Raw genomic sequence first — 20,129 nt, forward strand, 5'->3', positions numbered from 1 at the left:
GTCACTGCCCCACTTTCTCAGCCATCGTTTCCAGCGCCGAAAAGCACAGTTCCATGTCGGTAATGATGCGGTCCAGGCGCTGCGTGAAATAGGCGTGGACGGCCAGGGCCAGGATGGCCACGCAGAGGCCGAAAGCCGTGGCGATGAGGGCTTCGCCGACGCCGCCGGTAATGGCGATGGCCTGGCCGGACTGGATGTTGAGGACACTGAAGGCGCGAATCATGCCGCTGATTGTCCCCAAAAGCCCCAAGAGCGGCGCCATGGTGACGATGACCGACAGATAATAGAGGCGGTTGCGCAATTTCGCAATGAAGATGCCCGACTGCATCTCGACGAAGGCCTTGACGTCAGGCCCAGCCTGGCCCTGGAAGACCTCCTGCAAGATGAGGGGCAGTCCGCCATGAGATCCGGCAGCCAGCTGCTGTGCCTGGTCGCAGCGCCGCAGTTTCATCTGCGTATAGAACTGTTCGGCAAAGGCCTTCCCGGCGTCCATGTTCCCATAGAACAAAACCCGTTCGATGCCAATATAGCCGACGAAGAGTGAACAGGCCAGGAGCAGGTACATGACCGGCCCGCCTGCCTGAAATAACTGAAATCCCTGTAAAATCGCTTCCATTATGACCTCCTGTCCGGCCTGGCGAAGCGCCGAACAGAGGTACAAATAGAAAAGGAGCCGCCTTTAGCTGACAGCTCCTCCAAGTAACTTTCCATACAATCTCCTTCCCATCGCTCGCAGGTCTATCGGTGATTATCCGTCAGGCAGTTCTTCTGGCTTGGCTTCATGGCCCTGGCTGCGCCTTCCCATACCTCCGTACAGTGACGTCGTTGCAGCCTGGCTCCACCCTACAGCGGCGGGACCGCGCCGGCATCGGACCGGCTTCTCTATTGAGTCTGTGACACCTGACTTACTTCAAACTTACAAACATAACTATATCATGCCCGGCGTCAGACTGTCAATGAAGGGCCTGGCCGGCCATTCCGGCCGTCGTGACTTCAACGGTCACGACGCTTCCGGTCTCGCTTTTCTCCCATTGGAGAATCTGGCAAGTCCCTTGAGGGCAGACGGCGGGCCAATCATTGATCCAGCTCAGGAGACTGGCAAAGGTACCGGCCAGGACCAGGGTCTGCCGGCCGGCTTCGCGGCCCGACTGCTGCCACGACAGGAGCTGGATGTCCCGGGCCGCCAGGGAGGCCGTTACATCGGGGACGCCGTCACAGCCAGCAGGCGCCGGTACCGGCCGCGGCCGCCACGAACGGGCATACGGCGCTAACTGGCGATGGACGCCTTGCCATCCCTGCCAGGCCTGATACGACGAGACGGCAAAAAGAGCGGCTCCCACGGTCAGGATGGCCAGGATGGGAAAGGCCCGCTGCCAGTCAACCCGTTTTCGCCACGCCTTCACGGCAGGTCACCTCCAGCGCAAAGGGAATCCCCTGGCCCATATCGGGCTTCATCCTGGCAACGGCCGCCTGGCCGAGGCCCTGCTGCTGCAAGGACCGCTGCCACTGCTGCGGCGTATCCGGTGAGGCCGTCCGGCCTTCGATGACGACCCGGCCGGACCGGCTGCTGACCTTTTCGACGGCGAGTCCCTCCGGCTTAGACCCGGCCAAAGCCACCATCAGGGACGGCGATAAGGGGCCAGCCGGCCGCTCCTTTGCAGCCCGTTCCACCTGTGCCTGGCCGCGGCGGATTGCTTCGTTTCCCTGCCGTATCTGTTGCTGCAGCGGGTACAGGCAGTCCGTATAATAGGCCTTTTCCCGGTGCAGCTGGTACTGGAAAAAGAGGCCTGCCCCCAAACAGACCGTCAGCATCAGGAGCAAGCCCAGACAGGCCGGCCGCTGCCAAAGCCCGTGTTGCTGGCGGTATCCCAAGGGCAAGAGATTGCATTTCATGATCATCCCTCCTCATAAGAAAGCCAGCATGGCCGTGGCCTGGGTCAGCTGGCAGTCCTCCATCAGGCAGCGAACAGCCGGACTCGGCCTGGCCGGCTGCCAGTCTTCCGCACCGGCCCCTTCGGGAAGCCAGCGGAAAGGCGGCAGGTCCGCCGGCGGCACAACCGCTTGTACCTCATAAGCCAGGGGCAGGCCATCTTTCAGGCGGATCCGGTGCTGCTGTCTATCCGGCATTTCCTGGAAGACCAGCGTCCCCGTACCGGAAGGCCAAAGGCGTCCCAGGAAAGCGGGCAGCAAATCGATGGACCGGATGACAGCCCCGGCATCATGGCAGGCCTTACAGATAGCGGCGACACCTTCCTTGGGATAGGCCCCGACGGTCCAGTCATAAAGGCCGCCATCGCTTTTGGCCGGACAGGCTGCCTCGAAGGCATAGGCCCGCCCTTCCTCACTGACCAGGCCGGCCCCGGCAATGAGGGCATCCGCTTCCTGTCGGTCCGGCGTCCCCAGGGACAGGCGTTTCCAGAGCACGCCCGGCCCGCCCAGAAGCAGACGCAGGTGCCAGCCGGCCAGGCCATAGCGCCGCAGGAGGCCGGGCAGACAGGCCTGTACTGCAGTTTCCCGGCCCATCCAGTCCGGGTCCCGCTTCGCTTCATAATCCCAGTGACCCTGGCGGAAAGCGACGCCTCCATACCAGGTCCGTTTCGTCTTTAATAGATGGACAGACTGTCCATTCAGCCACAAACAGGCATTTTGTTGCCACCACATACGCTCACCTCTCTCGTTAATTCACATACTGGCAGCGGTGCAGCACAGGCCGCCCCTGCTCATCGGCACGGACCTCGAAGCGGAGGCCGCACGTCTGCTGGACCGCCGAGTCTGGCACGGCCGCCTGGGCCTTCAAGAAACCACCGGCCACTGCACCGGCCGGCTGATACCGGCAGCGCACGGAAAGCTGTTCTCCCTGAGAAGCCAGGCCTTCTGCCTGCGGCACGGGGATAGGCCTTCCCTGGAGGAAATCATCGGGATGCCGGCAGAGCTGGTCCCAGCCTTCATGGAGGGCACTTTCTGCTAAATAGGTCAGCCGCACCGTTTCTTCGTAAGTCCGGGCCATCTGGAAATGCTTCCACGCCAGGGACGCCGCCGTCAGGGACAGGCTCAAAGCCAGCAGGGCCACGGTTACGATAGAAAAAGAAAAGAAACCGTTTCGTTTTTTCATAGCTCACCTTCGTTCAAAGGCCATACGGCAAACTGCACGGGCCGGGACAGGCCGCTCCGCTTTTCTTTCAGGAGGAAGGCGACCTGGACAGCCCGGCCTGTCCGGGAGAAAAAGGGCTGGCCGTCGAGAGGCAGGATGGCTAGAAAACGGCCTTTCACCGTACTGCCGCCGCCCGTCAGGGGCTGATAGCGGCCATCGCTGAGGCGGACATACAGGCTTTGATGGCGGACGGCAAAGCCCCTGGCCGTGCCCTGGGACGTGTGGAACCGGACCTCCGCCGGCGCCACTTCCACCTCCTGGCCGTAGCGCAGGGCCTGGAACAGCGTTTCTTCCACGTTGACGTGCTGCCGCAGCAAGGCTTCTTCAATCTGACAGCGCCGGTCCAGCCGGGCCGTCTGTCCGGCCAGGGGCAGCAGGGCCGTCAGGGTCAGGGCGGACAGGCCCAAGGCCAGGAGCACGTCTAAGAGAATCCAGCCGTTCTTCTCCAGTCTTTTCCGGCGCCAGGAGCCGGCAGGAAACACGGAGCCCATGGTCATCACCTGCCTCTACATACCGTAAAATCAGGCCGCCATCCCGTTCGGTCTGCTGAGAAACCACTTCATAAGACCGGCCCTCCAAGACGACGCGACTGGGCGGCGGACAGCCGCCTTTCCAGGCTTCCATGACCTGCCGGCAGACCATGGCGGCCAGCTGCCGCTGCCGGGCCTGCTGATGCCATTGGCTGGCCTGGAGCGAAAGGCCCAGGGCCGTCATGAGCAGACAGGCCCCGATGAGCAGGCCAGCCAGGCCGTCGGCGAAGAACAAGAAGCCATTGGCTTCAGGCCAGGCGGATGCGCCCGGTCTGAGCCGCCACGACGATGGAGCGCTCATAAGCCCCATCGGGCGCCGTGATGACCACAGACATCGTATGCTGCGGACGGCCATCGACATCAAAGCACACATCTCCTTTCGTCACTTGCAGGCCTGGCGGATAAGGCCGTTCCTTGATCCGGACGTAGCCTTCCTGGAGGACGTAGCGGTCCCCTTCCAGGACCAGTTTCCAGCGGCCGCTGCCCTGGTTGTTGCCGACACAACGCTGCCGGACCTGCTGCATATCCAGGGCCATTTCCCGCGCCAGGCCATCGACGGCCTGATGGCTGCGGCTGCGCTGGCTCCCGGTCAGGCACAATCCCAGGTACAGCACCAGCAATCCCGCAGCCAGCATCAAGCCGGTCAGGCTGAGGAAGCCGTTTCCCTTCACCATAGCCAGCCTCCTGGCCACCACGACGGGAAAGGCCCCTGGGCCAGCCACCAGCCCAGCAGGAGGAACGGGCCGAAGGGAATGACAGAGGCCCCTTTCCAGCGCCGATACACCAAGGCGGCCGGTGCAGCCAGGCAAAAGGACGCGACCAGCATGACCCAGGCGCCCCAGTCGGGGCAGCCCGGCGACAAGGCCAGGGCCAGTTTGATGTCGCCGCTGCCGATAGCGCCGGGCCAGAGGCCATAGAGGACCAGGAAAAAGGCGGCGACGCCGACAGAGACCGGCCAAAACGGGCGCACTAAGCCGGCATATCCGGCCAGGCCGTTGCCCAGGGCCAGGGCCAGGACGGGAGCGTCAGCAATCCAGCAGCGCCGGATATCGGTGTAGCAGATCCAGGCCGTACAGCCTGCGGCCGTGCCATACCAGAGGAACAGTTCAGGCCACTCCATAGGCTCAGCCCTTCCCTTCCTGGGCCGACGCCGCATCGGACGAAAAATGCTTGTTGTTATAGTCGGCAGAGACGACGCCATCGGCTATCTGATATTCCCCTTTGTCCGGCGTGAGCGGCTTGAACTGCAAGTACTGCTTGCCATCGCTGTCCTTGGTCACTAAGTCGTCGATACTAGCCGGAAAGACGCCATGGTCGATTTCATAGAGGGCGGCAGCATTGCTGATGGTCCGGATATCGGCTTGTACCTTGGCTTCCTGGGCCGTCTTCGTCGCCGAAGAGAAGCGCGGTACGGCAAAGGAGGCGAAAATGAGGACCAGGGATACACAAATCAACATTTCCAACAGAGAAAAACCATTGCGAGTCTGCATAGTAAAAACTCCTTTCATCAAGTCACAACGCTGGATGCCATATCCAGCAGGGGTAAGAGGAAACAAAGAATCAAAAAGCCCATCAAAGCCCCGGTCAGCAAGAGGACGACCGGCCCGAGCCAGCGCTGCAGCCGGCCGGCCAGCTGTTGGAGGCGGCTGCCGTAATAGCGGGAAATCGATGCCAGGGCCTCATCGTACCTGCCGGTCATTTCCCCGACGGCCAGCATGGTTTCGACATAAGGCGTGCCGAAACGGCCGGCGTGGACGGCCTGGCTGAAGGCACAGCCCCGTTCCAGCAGCAGCCGGGCTTGCAGGATATACTGCCGGAAAAGGCGCGACGGCACGACGGCAGCGGCTTCGGGCAGACTGTCCAGCAAGGGGATGCCGCCGGCCAGCTGGACGGCCAGGATCTGGCTGAACCGCTGCCAGGCCCAGACGAGGACCCAGGTCTGGAGCCAGGGCAGGCGGAAAAATTGCCGTTCCAGTTCCAGCCGCCATTCGGCCTGCTGCCAGGCCCAGCGCAGGACGAGGAGGCCGACGGTCAGCCCGGCCAGGCCATAGATGCCGTAATGGCGCAAGGCGCCCATGGCGGCCAGCAGATACTGCGTCCCTTTTGGCAGGGGGACGGCCATCTGGTCCATCATATCCGTAAAGACAGGGATGATGAAAAGGCACGCCCCTGCCGTCAGCAGGATCAGGCAGACCAGCAGGAAGGCCGGATAGGCCAGGGCCTGGACGAGGAGGCGCCGCTCCTTCCCCTTGGTTTCATAGAAATCGGCCAGGACACGGCAGAGTCCTTCGAGGTTCCCTGTCTGTTCGCCGGCCCGGATGAGGCGGCAGGCCAACTCGGGGAAGGCCCGGCACTGGTCCATGGCCTGGGACGGACAGACGCCCTGCTCCATCTGCAAGGCCGCCAGATGGAGCGGACGGCGATAGCGGCCCGGCATGTCGGCCATCAGCAGCTGCCAGGCCTGGACCAGCGGGATGCCGCTGCCGACGAGGGTTGCCAGCTGGCGAAAGAAAAAGGCCAGCAAGGTCACGGGCAGCCGCGCGGTCCGGCGCCTCATAAGGACCCTCCGGCCCGGCAGCGGCGCAGGGCCTGGTCCATCGTCCGCATACCGGCAGCGGCACCGGTCTGCATGACCGTCGGCAGCTGATATTCTTTGCCGTTGCGGATGAGCTGGACTACGGCCGGCGTGCGCACGAGGATCTCCCGGACGATTTCGACCTGCCCCTGCCCTTCCAGCCGGCGCTGGGCCAATACGGCCTGCAGTACCATGGCCAGGCGGTAGCGGACTTCCTGCCGGGCATCGCCGCTGTAAGCCCCGGCAATGCGGCTCACGGCCTGGGCCGCGGACGGCGTGTGCAGCGTCGACAAGACGAAGTGCCCCGTTTCAGCGGCCATCAGGGCCGCATCCATGGCCGGCCGGTCGCGCATCTCACCGATGAGGATGACGTCCGGGTCCTGGCGCAGGGCCTGGCGGATGCCCTCGGCAAAGTCCGGGAAATGCGTTCCCAGTTCGCGCTGCGTAATCAAGGAGGCCTTGCCCTTTTCGACGTATTCGATAGGGTCTTCCAAGGTGATGATGTGGCACGGCCGCCGTTCATTGATGGCCTGCAAGATGCGCCACAAGGCCGTCGTCTTGCCGCTGCCCGTGGGACCGCAGACCAGGACCAGGCCCTGTGTCAGCCGGCTGAGGCGCTCCAGCAGGGGCCCGTCGCCATCCGGCGGCAGGGACGCCAGGGGATAGAGGAAGCGTATCGTCGCGTGGAGGCCGGCGTATTCCCGGCAGACATGGAGGCGGCAGCGCAGGGACCGGCGCCAGGAAAAGGCGCCATCCCCCACTTCGTCCCGGGTCCAGCCGACAGCGTGCAGCAGGCAGCGCACGTCGTCTTCGGACAACGGCGGACCGGGAAAGGAACAGAGGCCCTGGGCCAGGCGAAGCATGGGCGGCCGCCCCGTCTGCAAGTGAAGGTCCGCCGCCTGCTGACCGATGGCCTTTTCCATCAGTGCCGTTACGTCCATCGGGCCTCACCACCTTCACAGATGCGGCGTATCTCTTGTTCATCGGTCCAGCCGGCCGCCAGGACCCGGGCGATGACATCGGTCAGGAGGACAGCCCCATCGTTCCGGGCCGCTTCAGTCAGGGCAGCGACGCCGGCACGGCTGCGGATAGCCGTGCGGAGATGACGGCCGGCCGGCACGACTTCACACAGACAGAAGCGGCCTTCATAAGTCCCTGCTTTGGTTTTCCGCCGAACCAGGCGCTGCGAGACAACGCCCGCCAGGGCATCGGCCGCCAGATACGGGGCGATGCCCATATCGATCAGGCGGACCACGGCCTCGACGGCACTCGGCGCATGGAGGGTGCTGAAGATGACGTGTCCCGTCAAAGCGGCCCGCACGGCAATGCGCGCCGTCTCGCTGTCACGGATTTCGCCGACGACGAGGATATCCGGGTCCTGGCGCAGCAAGGCCCGCAGGCCGTCCTGGAACATCATGCCCCCTTTGGCCTGGACCTGGCTTTGGGAAACGCCTTCCATGAGAATTTCCACCGGGTCTTCCAAGGTCGCAATACTGACGGAATCATCCTGGATCTCATGGAGGGCCGCGTAGAGGGTCGTCGTCTTGCCGCTGCCCGTCGGGCCGCAGATGACGATGAGCCCCTGGCGGCAGCGGATGAGTCTTTCCAGGCAGCGCCGAGCCTGGTCATCCATGCCCAGGGCCGAAAGGTCCAGGGGGATGCGCTGGCCGTCGAGGATACGGATGACGACCTTTTCGCCGCGTACCGTCGGCAGTGTACTGACCCGCAGGTCCAGGCGGCGATTCCCATCCTTCCAGACGATGCGCCCGTCCTGGGGCAGGCGGCGGTTGGCAATATCCAGGCCGGCCAGGACTTTGATGCGGCTCACCAGTTTCTCCAGGCTGCTTTTGTGGAGACACCCGGCCTGACAGAGGACACCGTCCCGGCGCCAGCGGATGCGGACGGCGTCGTCCATGGGTTCGATGTGGATGTCACTGGCCCCGGCGGCCAGGGCGTCTTGTAATAACTTGTTTACGTCCATAAAAAAATCTCCTTTCCATAGCTAGCATAGCATGGAAAGGAGACGGTCTGACAAAATTTAATCGTTCTCTAATGGAAAATCGGAAAATTTAAGGATTCCTTAATCTTCCGCTTCGTCCTGCGTTTCTTTGTTGCGGATTTCACTGAGTTTTTCCGCTAATTCATGGAAGGTCTTCTGATAGAGCTCTTCCTTCTTCTTTTTTTCTTCGCCTGCATCGATGGTCTTCGCCATTTGTTCCCAAAAACTCATAGGTAATTCCCCCTTTGATAAAAGATAAAGTAACGATAATATTGTCTTTATTATACGGCAAAGGGATAGTCTCATGCAAGGGATTCCCCCCAATTACCAGCTGTTGCGGTGGCGCCAGAAAGACGGCATGAGGATGGCCAGGACCGGAAAGGCTTCCAGCCGGCCCATGAGCATGGAAAAGCAGAGGGCGACCTTGCTGAGCGGCGGCAGGGCCGAACAAGTCGCGGTCGCGCCGAACTGGCCGAAGCCCGGTCCGCAGCTGCCCATCGTCGATACGCTGAGGCCGATGGCATCGAAGATGGCCACGCCGTCAAAGACCAGGATGAACGTCCAGAGGACGCCGAGCATGGTATAGACGAAGAAGAATCTGGCCACGCCATAAATGAGGTCCATCGAGAATTCTTCGCCATTGGAACGGATGTGCAGGACCAGGTTGGGATGCATCTTCTGACGGATGATGGCAGCAAGGGTCTTGACCAGCAGCATGATACGCGTGACCTTCAGGCCGCCTGTCGTCGAACCGGCGCAGCCGCCGACGAACATCAAGACCAGGAGGATGAACTTCGAGAAGACCGGCCACTGGTCGAAGTCGTTGGAGACAAACCCCGTCGACGACGAAATGGACACGGACTGGAAAAAGGCCTGGCGCAGGGATTCGACGCCATCCCATTGCTGGGCTAAGACGAGGTCGAGGCTCATCGCCGCCGTCGCCACGGCGACGATGGCCAGATAGACGCGAAATTCCGTGTCGTCCAGGATGACTTTAAAGCCCTTCTGCCAAGCGGCGACGTACATGCCGAAGTTGGCACTGCTGATGAGCATGAAGAAAGAAAGACACAGTTCAATAACGGGGCTGTGGAAATGGGCCACACTGTCATTATACGGCGAAAAGCCGCCCGTCGCGATGGTCGCGAAGGCATGGTCGGCGGCGATGAGGAACGGCATGCCGCAGAGCATGAAGACAAGCGTCGAAACAATCGTAAAGGCGACATACACCGTAAACAGGGCCTTGGCCATTTCCTTGATGCGCGGCAAGGTCCGGTCCGACCGGGGACCCGTGCTTTCGGCGTTGAACATGTGGACGATGCCCTTGCCGAACTGCGGAAAGACGGCGATGAAGATGACGATGATGCCCAAGCCGCCGAACCAGTGGGTCAGGGCCCGCCAGAGGACCAGGCTGGCCGGCAGGCCTTCGATGTCGTCGATGACCGTCGCCCCCGTGCCGGACAGGCCGGAAATACATTCAAAGATGCTGTCCAGGACGGACAAATAGCCGCCGGCGGCATAGGGAATCATCCCCAGCAAGGTAATCATGATCCAGCCCAGGGCCGTAATGGCCACGCCTTCGCGGACAGTCAGGCTGTCGGTCGGCCGATGGCCCTGCCCCATGAACAGGCGCCCCAGGAAGAGACTGATGACGATGGCCACCAGGAACGCCATGAGGCTGCTTTCCCCATAAAAAAGGGCGACAACAAAGGGAATCATCAGAGCCAGGCCGCAGGCCTGGGCCAATTTCCCCAAGACGAATAAAATAATCCGTATATTCATGATGCACCTCCTACCAGCGCCGCCGCAGATACCCGAATGCGGTCTGGATGACGACGAGGAAGGAAAAGATTTCGACGCGTCCTAAAATCATGAGGAAACTGCAATAAATCTTAGTCCATGCCGGCAAGACAGAGACATCGGCTACGCCAAAGAGGTCCATCGTCGAACCGACACTGGACAGGCAGCCGACGGCCATGCCCATAGCCTGCATGGGCGTGACGCCGGACAAAGAGATGATCAGCATGGAAACAAAAAACGTCGCCATGAACAGGAAAAAATAACTGAGGACGCGGCTGATGATCTTCATGTCGACAGGGACGCCGTCGACCTTCAGGGAAATGACCATATGCGGATGCAGGGTCCGGCGCATTTCCTGAGCCGCCATCTTAAAGAGGACCATGAAGCGCATGACCCGGAGGCCGCCCGTAGCCGAACCGATACAGCCGCCGACAAAGGCCAATGCGAAGAGGACGTATTTATCAAATTCCGGCCAGTCCTGATACGATGCCGAGGCAAACCCGCTGGTGCTGCTGAAGGACAGGACCTGGAAAAAGCCGTAGCGCAGGTTGTCCCAGCCGTCATAGACGCCGAAACGCCATAAATGGAAAGACACGACGAGTCCTGCGGCCACCAGGACCGCCAGGAATACCTGCAGCTCCGCATCCTTGAAGAGTCCCTTGAAATCGCGCCGTTCCCAGCCCTTCCAGTAGAGCAGGAAATTACCGCTGGCCAGGAGCATGGAGACGGCACCGACGGCTTCCAGGGCCAGGCTGTCATAGCGGGAAAAATCGAAGAGGGCGTCGCCGCCGCTGGTCGACATGGTCATGAACCCCTGGTTGATGGCCATTCCCAAAGGCAGGCCGGCCAGCCAGTACAGGAGCATGGAAAAGGCCGTAATGGCCAGGTAGATGCGTCCGGCCTGGCGGGCCGCTTCCTGCATGCGGGCGACCATGGGACTGAAGGCCACGCTCTGGTGAACCGACAGGGTCAGGCCGAAACAGCCGCTGACCTGGGGCATGACCGAAACTAGCATGAGGATGAAATTGAGGCCGCCGAGCCATTCCATGAGGCTGTGCCATAACAAGAGGGACTGCGGCAGGGCTGCCCCGCCATCAGCCAGGCATGACGTCCCCGTCGTCGTAAAAGCCGACACACTTTCAAAGAAGGCATCGACGGGCGACGCAAAGATACCGGCCATGACATAGGGAATCATGCCCAGGAGTCCCAAGAGGACCCAGGCCGATACCATGTACCAGGCCCCTTCGCCCGGTCCCAGGTGGCGCTTGTGATGGCGGCCGCGGTACTGGCAGAACGCCGCCACCATCAAGGCAGCCGCCAGGGCCGGAGCAAAATAGCGGAGCCCCGCTTCGCCCCACCACCAGGCAGCCAGCATGGGAATGACCAGGGCCAGGCCATTGATCAGGGCCAGGCGGCTGACGAGATAAAAGACGATACTGCGGTTCATGATTATTCCCTGCCTTTGAAGTACTTCATGACCTTCTTGGAGTACTCGGTCTGGATGAAGAGGATGATCCGGTCCCCGGCCATGAGGACAGACTGGCCATTGGGGATATAGGCTTCGCCGTCGCGGACATAGGCGCAGACCAGACATTCCTTGGGCAGGCGGACATCCATGAGGCGTTTACCGGCTACGGGAGCCCCGTCCTGTACGATGACTTCCACCGCTTCGGCCTTGGCCCCTTCCAGGAGGGAAACAGAGACGACGCCGCCGCGGCGGGCAAAGGCCAGGACTTCACTGGCCGACAAGAGGCGCGTCGACAAGACGATGTCGACGCCGACTTTTTCCATGAGGTCGCTGTATTCGATGCGCGATACGCGGACGATGGTCTTCTTGGCGCCCAGGTGTTTGGCGATGAGGGCCAGCATGAGGTTCAGCCGGTCGTCATCGGTCAGGCAGATGACGACGTCTGCATCGGCGATGCCTTCCTGTTCCAACAGGTCGATATCCGTACCGTCGCCGTAGATAGCCAGGCCATTGTCCAAGAGTTCTGCCGCCTGACGGCAGCGTTCGCGGTCTTTATCGAAAATCTTGACCTTGATGCCTTCCTTATCGAGCATGGGCGCCAGAAAGCGGCCGGTCCGGCCGGCACCGATGATGATGACCCGTTCGACCATTTTCGTATCGCTGGGAACGAAGTTCTTGCTGAATTTCTCGATGGCCTTGGGATCGCCGATGAAGTAGGCATTGTCCCGCGGAAACAGGCAGTCATCGCCGTGAGGGATGATCATGCGGTGGTCGCGGAAAATCATGCCTGCCAGGATAGACGGCGGCATGTTCATGTCTTTAAAGGGAATGTTGATGAGCGGCGAATGGCGGCGAACCTTGGTTTCAAAAAGCCGCACCTTGCCATTGGCGAAATCTTCGACGTTGAGCGCTGCCGGCGTCATGAGGATGCGGTTGATTTCGCGGGCCGTAATCATTTCCGGGTTGAGCATGAGGTCGATGTCGAAATTCTGCTTGAGATAATCCTTGGCTTCCGACAGGAACTGCATGTCCCGGATACGGGCTGCCGTATATTTGATGCCGTGCTTCTTGGCCATGATGCAGGCCACCATATTCACTTCATCGACGGCCGTGCAGGCGACGAGGATATCGGCACCGCGGATGTCCGGGTCATTCATGGTGATCGGGCTGGCCCCGTTGGCCAGGACCGTCAACACATCGAGATTATTCTTGACGACTTCCAGCCGTTCTTCATTATGGTCGACGACGACGACGTCGAATTGTTCATTCGATAACAGCTCGGCAATACTGTACCCCAGTTTGCCAGCCCCTACGACAACAATACGCAAAGGAAAGACCTCCTTAAAAGTTTGATGTTGAAAGTTTGATGTTTGATGTACGAAGGTGAAAATTTAAAAGCATCACCTCAGACTTCAAACGTCAAACTTCAAACATTAAGAAAAAAGGGGCTCCACATGACGGCGCAAACCACCATGTTCCAGCCCCTACAAATAGTATCACATTTTATCGTTTTTGTACATCTTTCCCTTTTACCGCCCTAGCCCTTAGAAAAGGCCCAGTTGTTCGTATTCGTCGAGGCGGGCCAAGCTTTCGGGATGGTGTTCTTCAAAAAAGGCCGTCTTGATTTCCTTATCCGGTACCAGGACTTTCCCCTTCTTGTTGGCCATTTCGGCGAAGCGGCAGCTGTAGACGACAGGGAAATACTTGCGGATGAAACCGCCCTCCTGATGGGCCGTCAAGGCGAGAATCTGGAAGCCCAGCTGCTTGGCGATGAAGAAGACCGGACTGAATTCTCAAAGGGCTGTCCAAAAGCCCCTTACACAGTCCCTCGAAATCGAAGTTCTGCTTACTTTTACGGAGTATGTTGTATGCTCCATTCACATCCGCGTTGGCCATCCTGCCATCGGCTAAGAGCGCCGCTACAGCAGGCCGGAAACGGCGGTAATCCCAGGAAGCAAAAGCGGCCTGCATAACGCTTCTCCTCCTCTTGTCTGCCAGTCTTCTCTTTGATGGTAACACAGACCCAGCAGGAAAGGACACGGTTTTCCGCCTTTACGACCGCGGGGCCAGGTGTTGTTTCTTTTCATACATCCTGGCGTCGGCCCGGTTAAAGACGGCCTGATACGTGGCATCGCAGTTCTTGTCGTAGACGGCCATACCGGCCGAGGCGGCAATCTGGGTCCACGGCTGAGCGGCTTTCAAATCGCGGATGCGTTCGAAAGCCTGGACTTTTTGGAACAAAGCGTCCCGGTTATCGTAGTCCTCGCCTTCGAGGATGACGACGAATTCGTCGCCGCCGATGCGGTAAACCGGACTGTGCTTGTAAAGGCGGCAGACGGCCCGACACAAAGTCTGCAAAGCGATGTTCCCTTTTTCATGACCAAAGCGGTCGTTGACTTCCTTGAGCTGGTTCAAATCGACCATGACTACGGCAAAGGCAGCTTGGCCGGCGGAGATTTTCTGATTCAGGTCGTATACCTTCTTATCGTAAGCGGCAACGTTCTTCACAGACGTCAGTTCATCTTGATAGGCCTGTTTCTGCATGGCGCCAACGTAGTTTCGCATCCGTTCCATCGTATCGTTCATGTGGCTGGCCAGGCTGCCGATTTCATCGTGACCGGTATAGGTCAGATGCTGGTCGTATTCCCCGCGGCCCAGGCGGCGGGCAGCTGCGCTGATATCCTGCAAAGGACGGACGATGCGGTCGGCCGCCTTCACAGCTAGGATGGTCGAACCCAGGCCGACGACGATTGTAATGGCCAGGACCAGGAAGATCATCGTCCGGCGGCCGGCGTAGATTTCATCGGCCGGCGCTGTAATGGCCAGTTTCATACCATTACGAAAAGTGGTGAAGGCTAAGGCCATGGGTATGCCTTTATACTCGTAATGGATCAGCTTTTGTTCCGTTGCCGACCGCTGCAGCAGGTCACCGTTTTGGAGAATCATAAAATCCGGATTAAAATCAGGCTCAATGCCTTTGCCATCGGGATGGAAATAGACGGTCTGCCCATCTTTGAACAAAAAGCCATAGCCATCCTGATAGGCTTTCATGGCTCCGACGACGTCGCAGAGCACGTTGAAATCGATGTCGACGCCGGCGACGGCGACGAACTGGCCTTTGACGAAGATAGGCATGACATAGGTAATCATACGGACGCCGTTATTACCATTGATATACGGTTCGAGCCATTGGGCCTGTTTCGTCCGCAAAGGCCGGTAATACCAGTTCGTCCGGTTCACGGCTTTTTCTCCATAGGCTTTGACCGGCGTAATCGGCTGAATCGTAAAATCGTAGCGCGAATTGCGGCGGGCATACCAGAAGCCGTCGGGCGTACCGGATATATCTTCATTGTAGTGGAGATAATAACCCTGAACGCCGTCGATACCGCTGATGGCATTATAAAAAGACCGCCGGACCTTGTCTTCCAAGCGGTCCCGATACGCTTTATCGCGCAGTTCCTGCGGGTCCTTGACTTCGTGTTCGATCGTGTTGCCGATGTAATGGACGATATCTTCAGACTGGATGAAAATGGGGTTCAACGTCGTATAGACATGAGCTGCCTGACCATTGAGCGTCCTGGCGGCAATGATGGTTTCATCGTGATCGACGAGAATGACAGCGAGGGCGCCAAAGACCATGGACAGCGTCAGCGACACGCCGCAGATGATAGTCAGGAATCGCGAGCGGATCGTCTGCATCACAACCGCCTCCTCTCCCTATGTCTACTATATATAGCTATCCGTAATACTTTGTATTAATTATAGTATAAGACAGGCAGAAGTACAAGCCATTTCTACGACACCTGTCCTGCCAGCCACGGTGCTGTCAGGGCTGATAGGACAAGATGGAAAAGACTTCCCGATTTGGGTGGTGCGATTCTTCAAAATAAAGGGTCCGCTTCAGTTCCCGTTCCCATTCGGCTTTGCGCTTCTTATCCTTGAGCAGGGCCAGGACATCGGGATGCGCCTCGATGAGGACGTCGCCCTGCAGATGATGGCTCCCGGCCAGGTGGCGCAGGCGGCGGATAATCTGGATGGCCACGGTTTCCGGCGAATAGAGGACGCCCGAACCGCCGCAGACATCGCAGGGGCTGAACTGGACCTGATAGAGGCTCTGGCGGGCCTTCTTGCGGGTAATTTCCACCAGATTCAGCGCCGTCATGCCCAGGACGCGGGTCTTGGTGCAATCCAGGGCCGTCTCGCGGGTTAGGATCTGCAAAATCTCGTCGCGTTTCGTCGGCTGGGCCATGTCGATGAAATCGATGATGATGATGCCGCCGATGTCGCGCAGGCGCAGCTGGCGGGCGATTTCTACGGCGGCTTCCTTGTTGACGTGGAAAATCGTATCCTGCAAGGTCGAGCCGTTGCCTGTATACTTGCTGCTGTTGACGTCGATGACCGTCAGGGCTTCCGTATGGTCGATGACCAGATTGCCCCCTGACGGCAGGGGCACGATGCGCGACATTAGGCCTTTCAGGCTGTCTTCGATGCCATAGTGTTCAAAAATAGGCGCGGCGCCTTCGTAAAAGCGGACGCGGCTGCGCCAGGCCGGATCCGGGAAGACCTGGCAGATCCGTTCATAAGCCTCGCGGCTGTCGACGACGACCTGCTTGACGTCGGCCGTAAAATGGTCGCGGATCATGCGCATGACCAGGTCGGCTTCGCGATATAAGAGAGTCGGCTTGCGGGCCAGCTTATAGCGCTGGCAGATACTGTCCCAGGTCCCCAGGAGATACTTCAAGTCGCCTAAGAGTTCTTCCCGGGACACGCCTTTGGCGACGGTGCGGATGATGAGGCCCATGCCGGCAGGCTTGATTTCCGACACGATGCGGCGCAGGCGGTTGCGTTCTTCTTCGTCGCGGATTTTTTTAGAGACGCCGATATAATCGACCGTCGGCATGAGGACGGCATAACGGCCGGCCAGGCTGACATTGGTCGTGACTTTGGGTCCTTTCATGCCCTGTTCGTCCTTGATGACCTGGACCAGGACCGACTGACCTATGGACAGGTGCATCTGCTGGATTTCCTCTTTCGACGCCGCCCGCGGGAACATATCGCCCATATAGATGAAAGCATTCTTGTGGCGGCCGATGTTGACGAAAGCGGCCTGCAGCGACGGCAGGATGTTCTGGATCGTCCCCTTGTAGATATGATTGACGATGTGCATGTCGTCATTGCGTTCGACGGCGAAATCGCGAAGACGGCCATCTTCCAGGATCGCCATGCGCGTTTCTTCTGGCATGACATTGCCTATGATTGTTTTCATCTTCTCATTCCTCCTGTGCGGACAAATTCATAACTCCGGCCCGGATTATTTCACCAGCAAGACGGCGAAATAGCCCGTATCTTTGGCGTCGGCCGCTTTTTCATAAACCGTTTCTCCCGGCAGGCCGCAGCGCTCGATCATGGCCGTCTTGTCCAGGAGCTGCAAGTCCCGCAGCTCGTCCTGGATAGGGCCCAGTTTCCCGGACGGCTTCATGATGACCTTGCTGCCGTCCAGGGCCAGCAGGTCCCGGCGGTGCTTATGATTGCCGGGGATGACGATGAGGGCCTCATCTTTTTCGCACAGCGGCTGCTGGAGCTCGGCTGCGACGGCACAGAAGCTGGGCACGCCGGGCACGATTTCCGTCGCATAGCCGGCCTGGCGGAGCAGGCGGTGGACGTAGATACTGGTCGCATAGACCGTCGGGCAGCCCAGGGTGATGAGGCAGACGTCGCGGCCTTCGTCGAGTTCGTCCATGAGGCGGCGCGCCGCTTTTTCATGAGCGCCCTTCAGGACCTGGTCGTCACGGGTCATGGGAAAATCCATGGCGATGACGGTCTTGTCGTCGATGGTAATGCCACAGCCGTCCAGGGCTTTCATGAGGATGCCCTGGGCCGTGACGACGCCTGTCCGGCTCTGGGGTACGGCCAGGACGGGACAGGTGCGGATGATTTTCAGCGCCTTCAGGGTCAGCAGTTCCGGATCGCCCGGGCCGACGCCGACGCAGTACAGTGTTCCTTTCATATTATGTTATCCCTCGAATAATGAATATTTCTTGCCATCTTCCTTGCGGACGAAGATGCCCGTCCGGCGGGCCAGCATCATGTCCGTATGGATGGGCAGGCCAAATTCATGACCCAATATTTCCCAGACCTGGGACGGCTTGATGGCCCCTTCGCCGGTCTGGTAGATGCCGACGGTCAAATAGACATTGCCCTCTTTGACGTTGCCGTGGACGGCTTCAACGACGTGCTGCTTGACGTCGATGGTCCGCACGCGGTGCTTGCCCTTATGGGATACTTTTTCATAGAGGACGCTGGGCGCGTCGTTGAACTTCGCCAGGATCTGATTGAGCCCGTCCTGGCTGAGGTCTTCCGTCAGCGGGCCGCGCAGGGTATAGACGGCGTAGTTGGCAATGGCCATCAACTTCGGCGCCTTGGCATCGACGTACTTGCCGTCGAGGACGGCAAAGCCGTTAGGCGACATGGCGTTCATCCGTTCCATGACGTCGGGGACAGGCAGTTTTTCCGCCAGTTCCATGTCGAGGTATTCCACATCGGCCGAGACGCCGACGCCCAGGGCGGAGGCGAAACTGAGCTTCATATGGGGATTGAAGCCTTCGGAATAACAGATGGGCAGCTTGGCCCGGATAATGACGTAGCGCACGGCCCGGGCAAAATCCAGGTGCGACAGGAACTGCAGGGCCCCGTCCTTCTTAACAGCTAAACGTAGTCTTTCCATGGTCGTCCCCTTCCTTTCTGTCGATGATGGATACGCCCAGGTGCGGGCAGACACCGCAGCCCGTACAGGGCAGGCGGCGGCAGTCGTGGGTCAGTTCAGCCACCGTGGCTTTCTGCCATTCACGTTTCAAATAAGTCTTGGCAGCGCCGTTGCTCAGGTGGTCCCAGGGCAGGGCTTCGTCGAGGCTGCGCGTCCGGGCCGCGTAGTAATCGGGGTCGATGCCGGCCAAGTCGAAGGCCTTCATCCACATATCGTAATCGAACATTTCCGTCCAGCCGTCGAACTTGCAGCCCAATTTCCAGGCTTGGTAAAGGACTTTGCCCATACGGCGGTCGCCGCGGGCGAAGGTCGCTTCCAGGCGGCCCGTCTTGGCGTCGTGGTAGTGATAGGAAATGTGCTTGTCGTTGATAAGGCCCTTGATGTACTGCTGTTTCCGTTCGATTTCTTCGATGGGCAGCTGGCCGAACCACTGGAAGGCCGTGTGCGACTTGGGCACGAAGCTTGATACGGAAACCGTGACCTTGCCGTTGTTCTTGTGGGTCACTTTGCGGTACAAATTGAGGACCTTATAGGCCAAATCGGCAATGCCGGCCAGGTCTTCATCGGTTTCCGTCGGCAAGCCCATCATGAAGTAGAGCTTGACCGTGGACCAGCCGTTCTGGAAGGCATTTTCACAGGCTGCCAGCAAATCTTCTTCGGTGACGCCCTTGTTGATGACGTCGCGCAGGCGCTGGGTCCCCGCTTCGGGCGCAAAGGTCAGGCCGCTCTTGCGGACCTGCTGGACCTTCTTGGCGATGTCGACGGAAAAGCTGTCGACCCGCAGTGACGGCAGGCTGACGCTGACTTTCTGCCCCTTAAATTCATCCAGGAGCTGGTCGACCAGTTCCGGCAGGCACGAATAATCAGCCGAGCTGAGACTCATGAGGGAAATTTCATTGTAACCGGAATTGGCGATGATCTGTTTGGCCAGGTCCGCCAGGTGTTCCGGCGATTTTTCCCGGACCGGCCGGTAAAGCATGCCGGCCTGACAGAAACGGCAGCCCCGGCTGCAGCCGCGGAAGAGTTCCAGGACGGCCCGGTTGTGGACGATGTCGATGTTAGGGACGATAGGCTTGGTCGGGAAAAAGACGTGTTCCACATCGGAGACGACGCATTTCTCGATTTCTGCCGGTGCCCCCGGTTCGGTCACAGTCAGGCCCTGGAAATCGCCGTTGTCATCGTAGTGGGCTTCATAGAAAGACGGCACGTAGTTGCCCGGCTGCTGGGAGAGCTGTTTCAACAGGCCCTTCTTTCCGCCAGGCTTCCCCTGCTCTTTCCAGGCGATGATCGTATCGGCCAGGACCTGCGTCGATTCTTCCGATTCGCCCAGGAAAAAGACGTCGATATAATCGGCTAAAGGTTCGGCGTTATAGGCACAGGGACCGCCGGCTGCCACCAGGGGCATATCGTCGCCGCGGTCTTTGGCAAAGAGCGGGATGCCGGCCAGGTCGAGCATGTTGAGGATGTTGGTGAAGCTCATTTCGTACTGGAGGGTAAAGCCGACCATGTCGAAATCGCGGACAGGCGTCTTCGTTTCCAGGGAAAAGAGCGGATAGCCCTGACTGCGCATGACTTCTTCCATATCCGGCCAGGGCGCATAGACCCGTTCAGCCGCCACATCGGGCCGTTCATTGAGGAGCGCATAGAGGATGCGCAGCCCCAGGTGGCTCATGGCGACTTCATAGACGTCAGGGAAACAATAAGCAACGGTCAGCTTGACGGCGTCGTGGTCTTTGACGACGCTGTTCCATTCGCCGCCGACATAACGGGCGGGCTTGCTGACTTTGCTCAATAAAATCGGATCGATCTCCACGGGATGTGACAAATTAGTTTCCTCCTTCACGGC

23 protein-coding genes and 1 riboswitch are annotated in these 20,129 nt (G+C 59.5%); all 23 genes read right to left on the reverse strand.

Going from position 1 to position 20,129, the window contains the following annotated elements; translation table 11 throughout:
• Window position 1: 1 nt before the first annotated feature.
• Window positions 2-616 carry a MotA/TolQ/ExbB proton channel family protein gene (locus tag C6362_RS11455; RefSeq protein WP_041647221.1) on the reverse strand — a complete coding sequence of 205 codons (615 nt, stop codon included), beginning with the start codon at window positions 614-616 and terminating at the stop codon, window positions 2-4.
• A gap of 125 nt (window positions 617-741) precedes the next feature.
• A riboswitch (cobalamin riboswitch) is annotated at window positions 742-919 on the reverse strand.
• Between the two features lie 34 nt (window positions 920-953).
• Entirely contained in the window at window positions 954-1,403 is a 450-nt protein-coding gene (locus tag C6362_RS11460) for a hypothetical protein (RefSeq protein ID WP_014016507.1), read from the reverse strand.
• Window positions 1,378-1,893 (reverse strand): hypothetical protein, encoded by a 516-nt coding sequence (locus C6362_RS11465; RefSeq protein WP_014016506.1) that lies wholly within the window; start codon window positions 1,891-1,893, stop codon window positions 1,378-1,380. The genes C6362_RS11460 and C6362_RS11465 overlap by 26 nt, the downstream gene beginning before the upstream one ends.
• Window positions 1,894-1,905: 12 nt before the next feature.
• A complete protein-coding gene (locus tag C6362_RS11470; protein WP_014016505.1) occupies window positions 1,906-2,661 on the reverse strand; it encodes a hypothetical protein in 756 nt (251 codons plus the stop codon).
• Window positions 2,662-2,677: 16 nt separating this feature from the next.
• Window positions 2,678-3,112: a hypothetical protein gene (locus C6362_RS11475; protein ID WP_014016504.1), complete on the reverse strand. Its 435-nt coding sequence runs from the start codon at window positions 3,110-3,112 to the stop codon at window positions 2,678-2,680.
• Window positions 3,109-3,570 (reverse strand): hypothetical protein, encoded by a 462-nt coding sequence (locus tag C6362_RS11480; protein ID WP_255411298.1) that lies wholly within the window; start codon window positions 3,568-3,570, stop codon window positions 3,109-3,111. Before C6362_RS11480 ends, C6362_RS11475 begins: the two co-directional genes overlap by 4 nt.
• Window positions 3,476-3,991: a hypothetical protein gene (locus C6362_RS12250; protein ID WP_255411299.1), complete on the reverse strand. Its 516-nt coding sequence runs from the start codon at window positions 3,989-3,991 to the stop codon at window positions 3,476-3,478. Before C6362_RS12250 ends, C6362_RS11480 begins: the two co-directional genes overlap by 95 nt.
• On the reverse strand, window positions 3,930-4,355 hold the full coding sequence (locus C6362_RS11485; RefSeq protein WP_014016502.1) for a hypothetical protein: 426 nt from the start codon (window positions 4,353-4,355) through the stop codon (window positions 3,930-3,932). The genes C6362_RS12250 and C6362_RS11485 overlap by 62 nt, the downstream gene beginning before the upstream one ends.
• Complete coding sequence (locus C6362_RS11490) at window positions 4,349-4,801, reverse strand: prepilin peptidase (RefSeq protein WP_014016501.1); 453 nt, start codon at window positions 4,799-4,801, stop codon at window positions 4,349-4,351. Before C6362_RS11490 ends, C6362_RS11485 begins: the two co-directional genes overlap by 7 nt.
• A 4-nt stretch (window positions 4,802-4,805) precedes the next feature.
• Window positions 4,806-5,171: a competence type IV pilus major pilin ComGC gene (locus C6362_RS11495; protein ID WP_014016500.1), complete on the reverse strand. Its 366-nt coding sequence runs from the start codon at window positions 5,169-5,171 to the stop codon at window positions 4,806-4,808.
• Window positions 5,172-5,188: 17 nt separating this feature from the next.
• Entirely contained in the window at window positions 5,189-6,238 is a 1,050-nt protein-coding gene (locus tag C6362_RS11500; protein WP_014016499.1) for a type II secretion system F family protein, read from the reverse strand.
• Window positions 6,235-7,197, reverse strand: a complete 963-nt coding sequence (locus C6362_RS11505) for a type IV pilus twitching motility protein PilT (protein ID WP_014016498.1) — start codon at window positions 7,195-7,197, stop codon at window positions 6,235-6,237. Before C6362_RS11505 ends, C6362_RS11500 begins: the two co-directional genes overlap by 4 nt.
• Complete coding sequence (locus C6362_RS11510; RefSeq protein WP_014016497.1) at window positions 7,188-8,237, reverse strand: GspE/PulE family protein; 1,050 nt, start codon at window positions 8,235-8,237, stop codon at window positions 7,188-7,190. The genes C6362_RS11505 and C6362_RS11510 overlap by 10 nt, the downstream gene beginning before the upstream one ends.
• Before the next feature lie 99 nt (window positions 8,238-8,336).
• Entirely contained in the window at window positions 8,337-8,486 is a 150-nt protein-coding gene (locus C6362_RS11935) for a hypothetical protein (RefSeq protein WP_014016496.1), read from the reverse strand.
• A 93-nt stretch (window positions 8,487-8,579) separates the two neighbouring features.
• Window positions 8,580-10,034, reverse strand: coding sequence for a TrkH family potassium uptake protein (locus C6362_RS11515; RefSeq protein WP_014016495.1), 1,455 nt, complete (start codon window positions 10,032-10,034; stop codon window positions 8,580-8,582).
• Window positions 10,035-10,044: 10 nt separating this feature from the next.
• Window positions 10,045-11,499, reverse strand: coding sequence for a TrkH family potassium uptake protein (locus tag C6362_RS11520; RefSeq protein WP_014016494.1), 1,455 nt, complete (start codon window positions 11,497-11,499; stop codon window positions 10,045-10,047).
• Between the two features lie 2 nt (window positions 11,500-11,501).
• The gene (trkA, locus tag C6362_RS11525) at window positions 11,502-12,848 is read right to left on the reverse strand and encodes a Trk system potassium transporter TrkA (protein ID WP_014016493.1); all 1,347 of its coding nucleotides are present in this window, start codon (window positions 12,846-12,848) and stop codon (window positions 11,502-11,504) included.
• A 216-nt stretch (window positions 12,849-13,064) separates the two neighbouring features.
• On the reverse strand, window positions 13,065-13,259 hold the full coding sequence (locus C6362_RS11875; RefSeq protein WP_041647217.1) for a hypothetical protein: 195 nt from the start codon (window positions 13,257-13,259) through the stop codon (window positions 13,065-13,067).
• Window positions 13,260-13,572: 313 nt separating this feature from the next.
• Entirely contained in the window at window positions 13,573-15,219 is a 1,647-nt protein-coding gene (locus C6362_RS11535; protein WP_014016492.1) for a sensor domain-containing diguanylate cyclase, read from the reverse strand.
• 127 nt (window positions 15,220-15,346) lie between these two features.
• Entirely contained in the window at window positions 15,347-16,786 is a 1,440-nt protein-coding gene (locus C6362_RS11540; RefSeq protein WP_014016491.1) for an Rne/Rng family ribonuclease, read from the reverse strand.
• 45 nt (window positions 16,787-16,831) lie between these two features.
• Window positions 16,832-17,527, reverse strand: coding sequence for a precorrin-2 C(20)-methyltransferase (gene cobI / locus C6362_RS11545; RefSeq protein ID WP_014016490.1), 696 nt, complete (start codon window positions 17,525-17,527; stop codon window positions 16,832-16,834).
• A 6-nt stretch (window positions 17,528-17,533) separates the two neighbouring features.
• Complete coding sequence (locus tag C6362_RS11550) at window positions 17,534-18,244, reverse strand: TIGR03936 family radical SAM-associated protein (RefSeq protein ID WP_014016489.1); 711 nt, start codon at window positions 18,242-18,244, stop codon at window positions 17,534-17,536.
• Complete coding sequence (locus tag C6362_RS11555) at window positions 18,219-20,108, reverse strand: TIGR03960 family B12-binding radical SAM protein (protein ID WP_014016488.1); 1,890 nt, start codon at window positions 20,106-20,108, stop codon at window positions 18,219-18,221. Before C6362_RS11555 ends, C6362_RS11550 begins: the two co-directional genes overlap by 26 nt.
• Between the last annotated feature and the right edge of the window lie 21 nt (window positions 20,109-20,129).

The organism is Megasphaera elsdenii DSM 20460, assembly GCF_003010495.1.
In the GTDB taxonomy this organism is placed as follows: Bacteria; Bacillota; Negativicutes; order Veillonellales; family Megasphaeraceae; genus Megasphaera; species Megasphaera elsdenii.

Excerpts from the sequence above, each read along its gene's own strand:
- C6362_RS11495 (WP_014016500.1), bottom strand. The coding sequence starts at position 5,171 with ATGCAGACTCGCAATGGTTTTTCTCTGTTGGAAATGTTGATTTGTGTA.
- C6362_RS11535 (WP_014016492.1), bottom strand. The coding sequence starts at position 15,219 with ATGCAGACGATCCGCTCGCGATTCCTGACTATCATCTGCGGCGTGTCG.
- C6362_RS11485 (WP_014016502.1), bottom strand. The coding sequence starts at position 4,355 with ATGGTGAAGGGAAACGGCTTCCTCAGCCTGACCGGCTTGATGCTGGCT.
- C6362_RS11550 (WP_014016489.1), bottom strand. The coding sequence starts at position 18,244 with ATGGAAAGACTACGTTTAGCTGTTAAGAAGGACGGGGCCCTGCAGTTC.
- C6362_RS12250 (WP_255411299.1), bottom strand. The coding sequence starts at position 3,991 with ATGGGGCTTATGAGCGCTCCATCGTCGTGGCGGCTCAGACCGGGCGCA.
- cobI (WP_014016490.1), bottom strand. The coding sequence starts at position 17,527 with ATGAAAGGAACACTGTACTGCGTCGGCGTCGGCCCGGGCGATCCGGAA.
- C6362_RS11465 (WP_014016506.1), bottom strand. The coding sequence starts at position 1,893 with ATGAAATGCAATCTCTTGCCCTTGGGATACCGCCAGCAACACGGGCTT.
- C6362_RS11455 (WP_041647221.1), bottom strand. The coding sequence starts at position 616 with ATGGAAGCGATTTTACAGGGATTTCAGTTATTTCAGGCAGGCGGGCCG.
- C6362_RS11510 (WP_014016497.1), bottom strand. The coding sequence starts at position 8,237 with ATGGACGTAAACAAGTTATTACAAGACGCCCTGGCCGCCGGGGCCAGT.
- C6362_RS11500 (WP_014016499.1), bottom strand. The coding sequence starts at position 6,238 with ATGAGGCGCCGGACCGCGCGGCTGCCCGTGACCTTGCTGGCCTTTTTC.
- C6362_RS11505 (WP_014016498.1), bottom strand. The coding sequence starts at position 7,197 with ATGGACGTAACGGCACTGATGGAAAAGGCCATCGGTCAGCAGGCGGCG.
- C6362_RS11540 (WP_014016491.1), bottom strand. The coding sequence starts at position 16,786 with ATGAAAACAATCATAGGCAATGTCATGCCAGAAGAAACGCGCATGGCG.
- C6362_RS11475 (WP_014016504.1), bottom strand. The coding sequence starts at position 3,112 with ATGAAAAAACGAAACGGTTTCTTTTCTTTTTCTATCGTAACCGTGGCC.
- C6362_RS11935 (WP_014016496.1), bottom strand. The coding sequence starts at position 8,486 with ATGAGTTTTTGGGAACAAATGGCGAAGACCATCGATGCAGGCGAAGAA.
- C6362_RS11520 (WP_014016494.1), bottom strand. The coding sequence starts at position 11,499 with ATGAACCGCAGTATCGTCTTTTATCTCGTCAGCCGCCTGGCCCTGATC.
- C6362_RS11490 (WP_014016501.1), bottom strand. The coding sequence starts at position 4,801 with ATGGAGTGGCCTGAACTGTTCCTCTGGTATGGCACGGCCGCAGGCTGT.
- C6362_RS11515 (WP_014016495.1), bottom strand. The coding sequence starts at position 10,034 with ATGAATATACGGATTATTTTATTCGTCTTGGGGAAATTGGCCCAGGCC.
- C6362_RS11470 (WP_014016505.1), bottom strand. The coding sequence starts at position 2,661 with ATGTGGTGGCAACAAAATGCCTGTTTGTGGCTGAATGGACAGTCTGTC.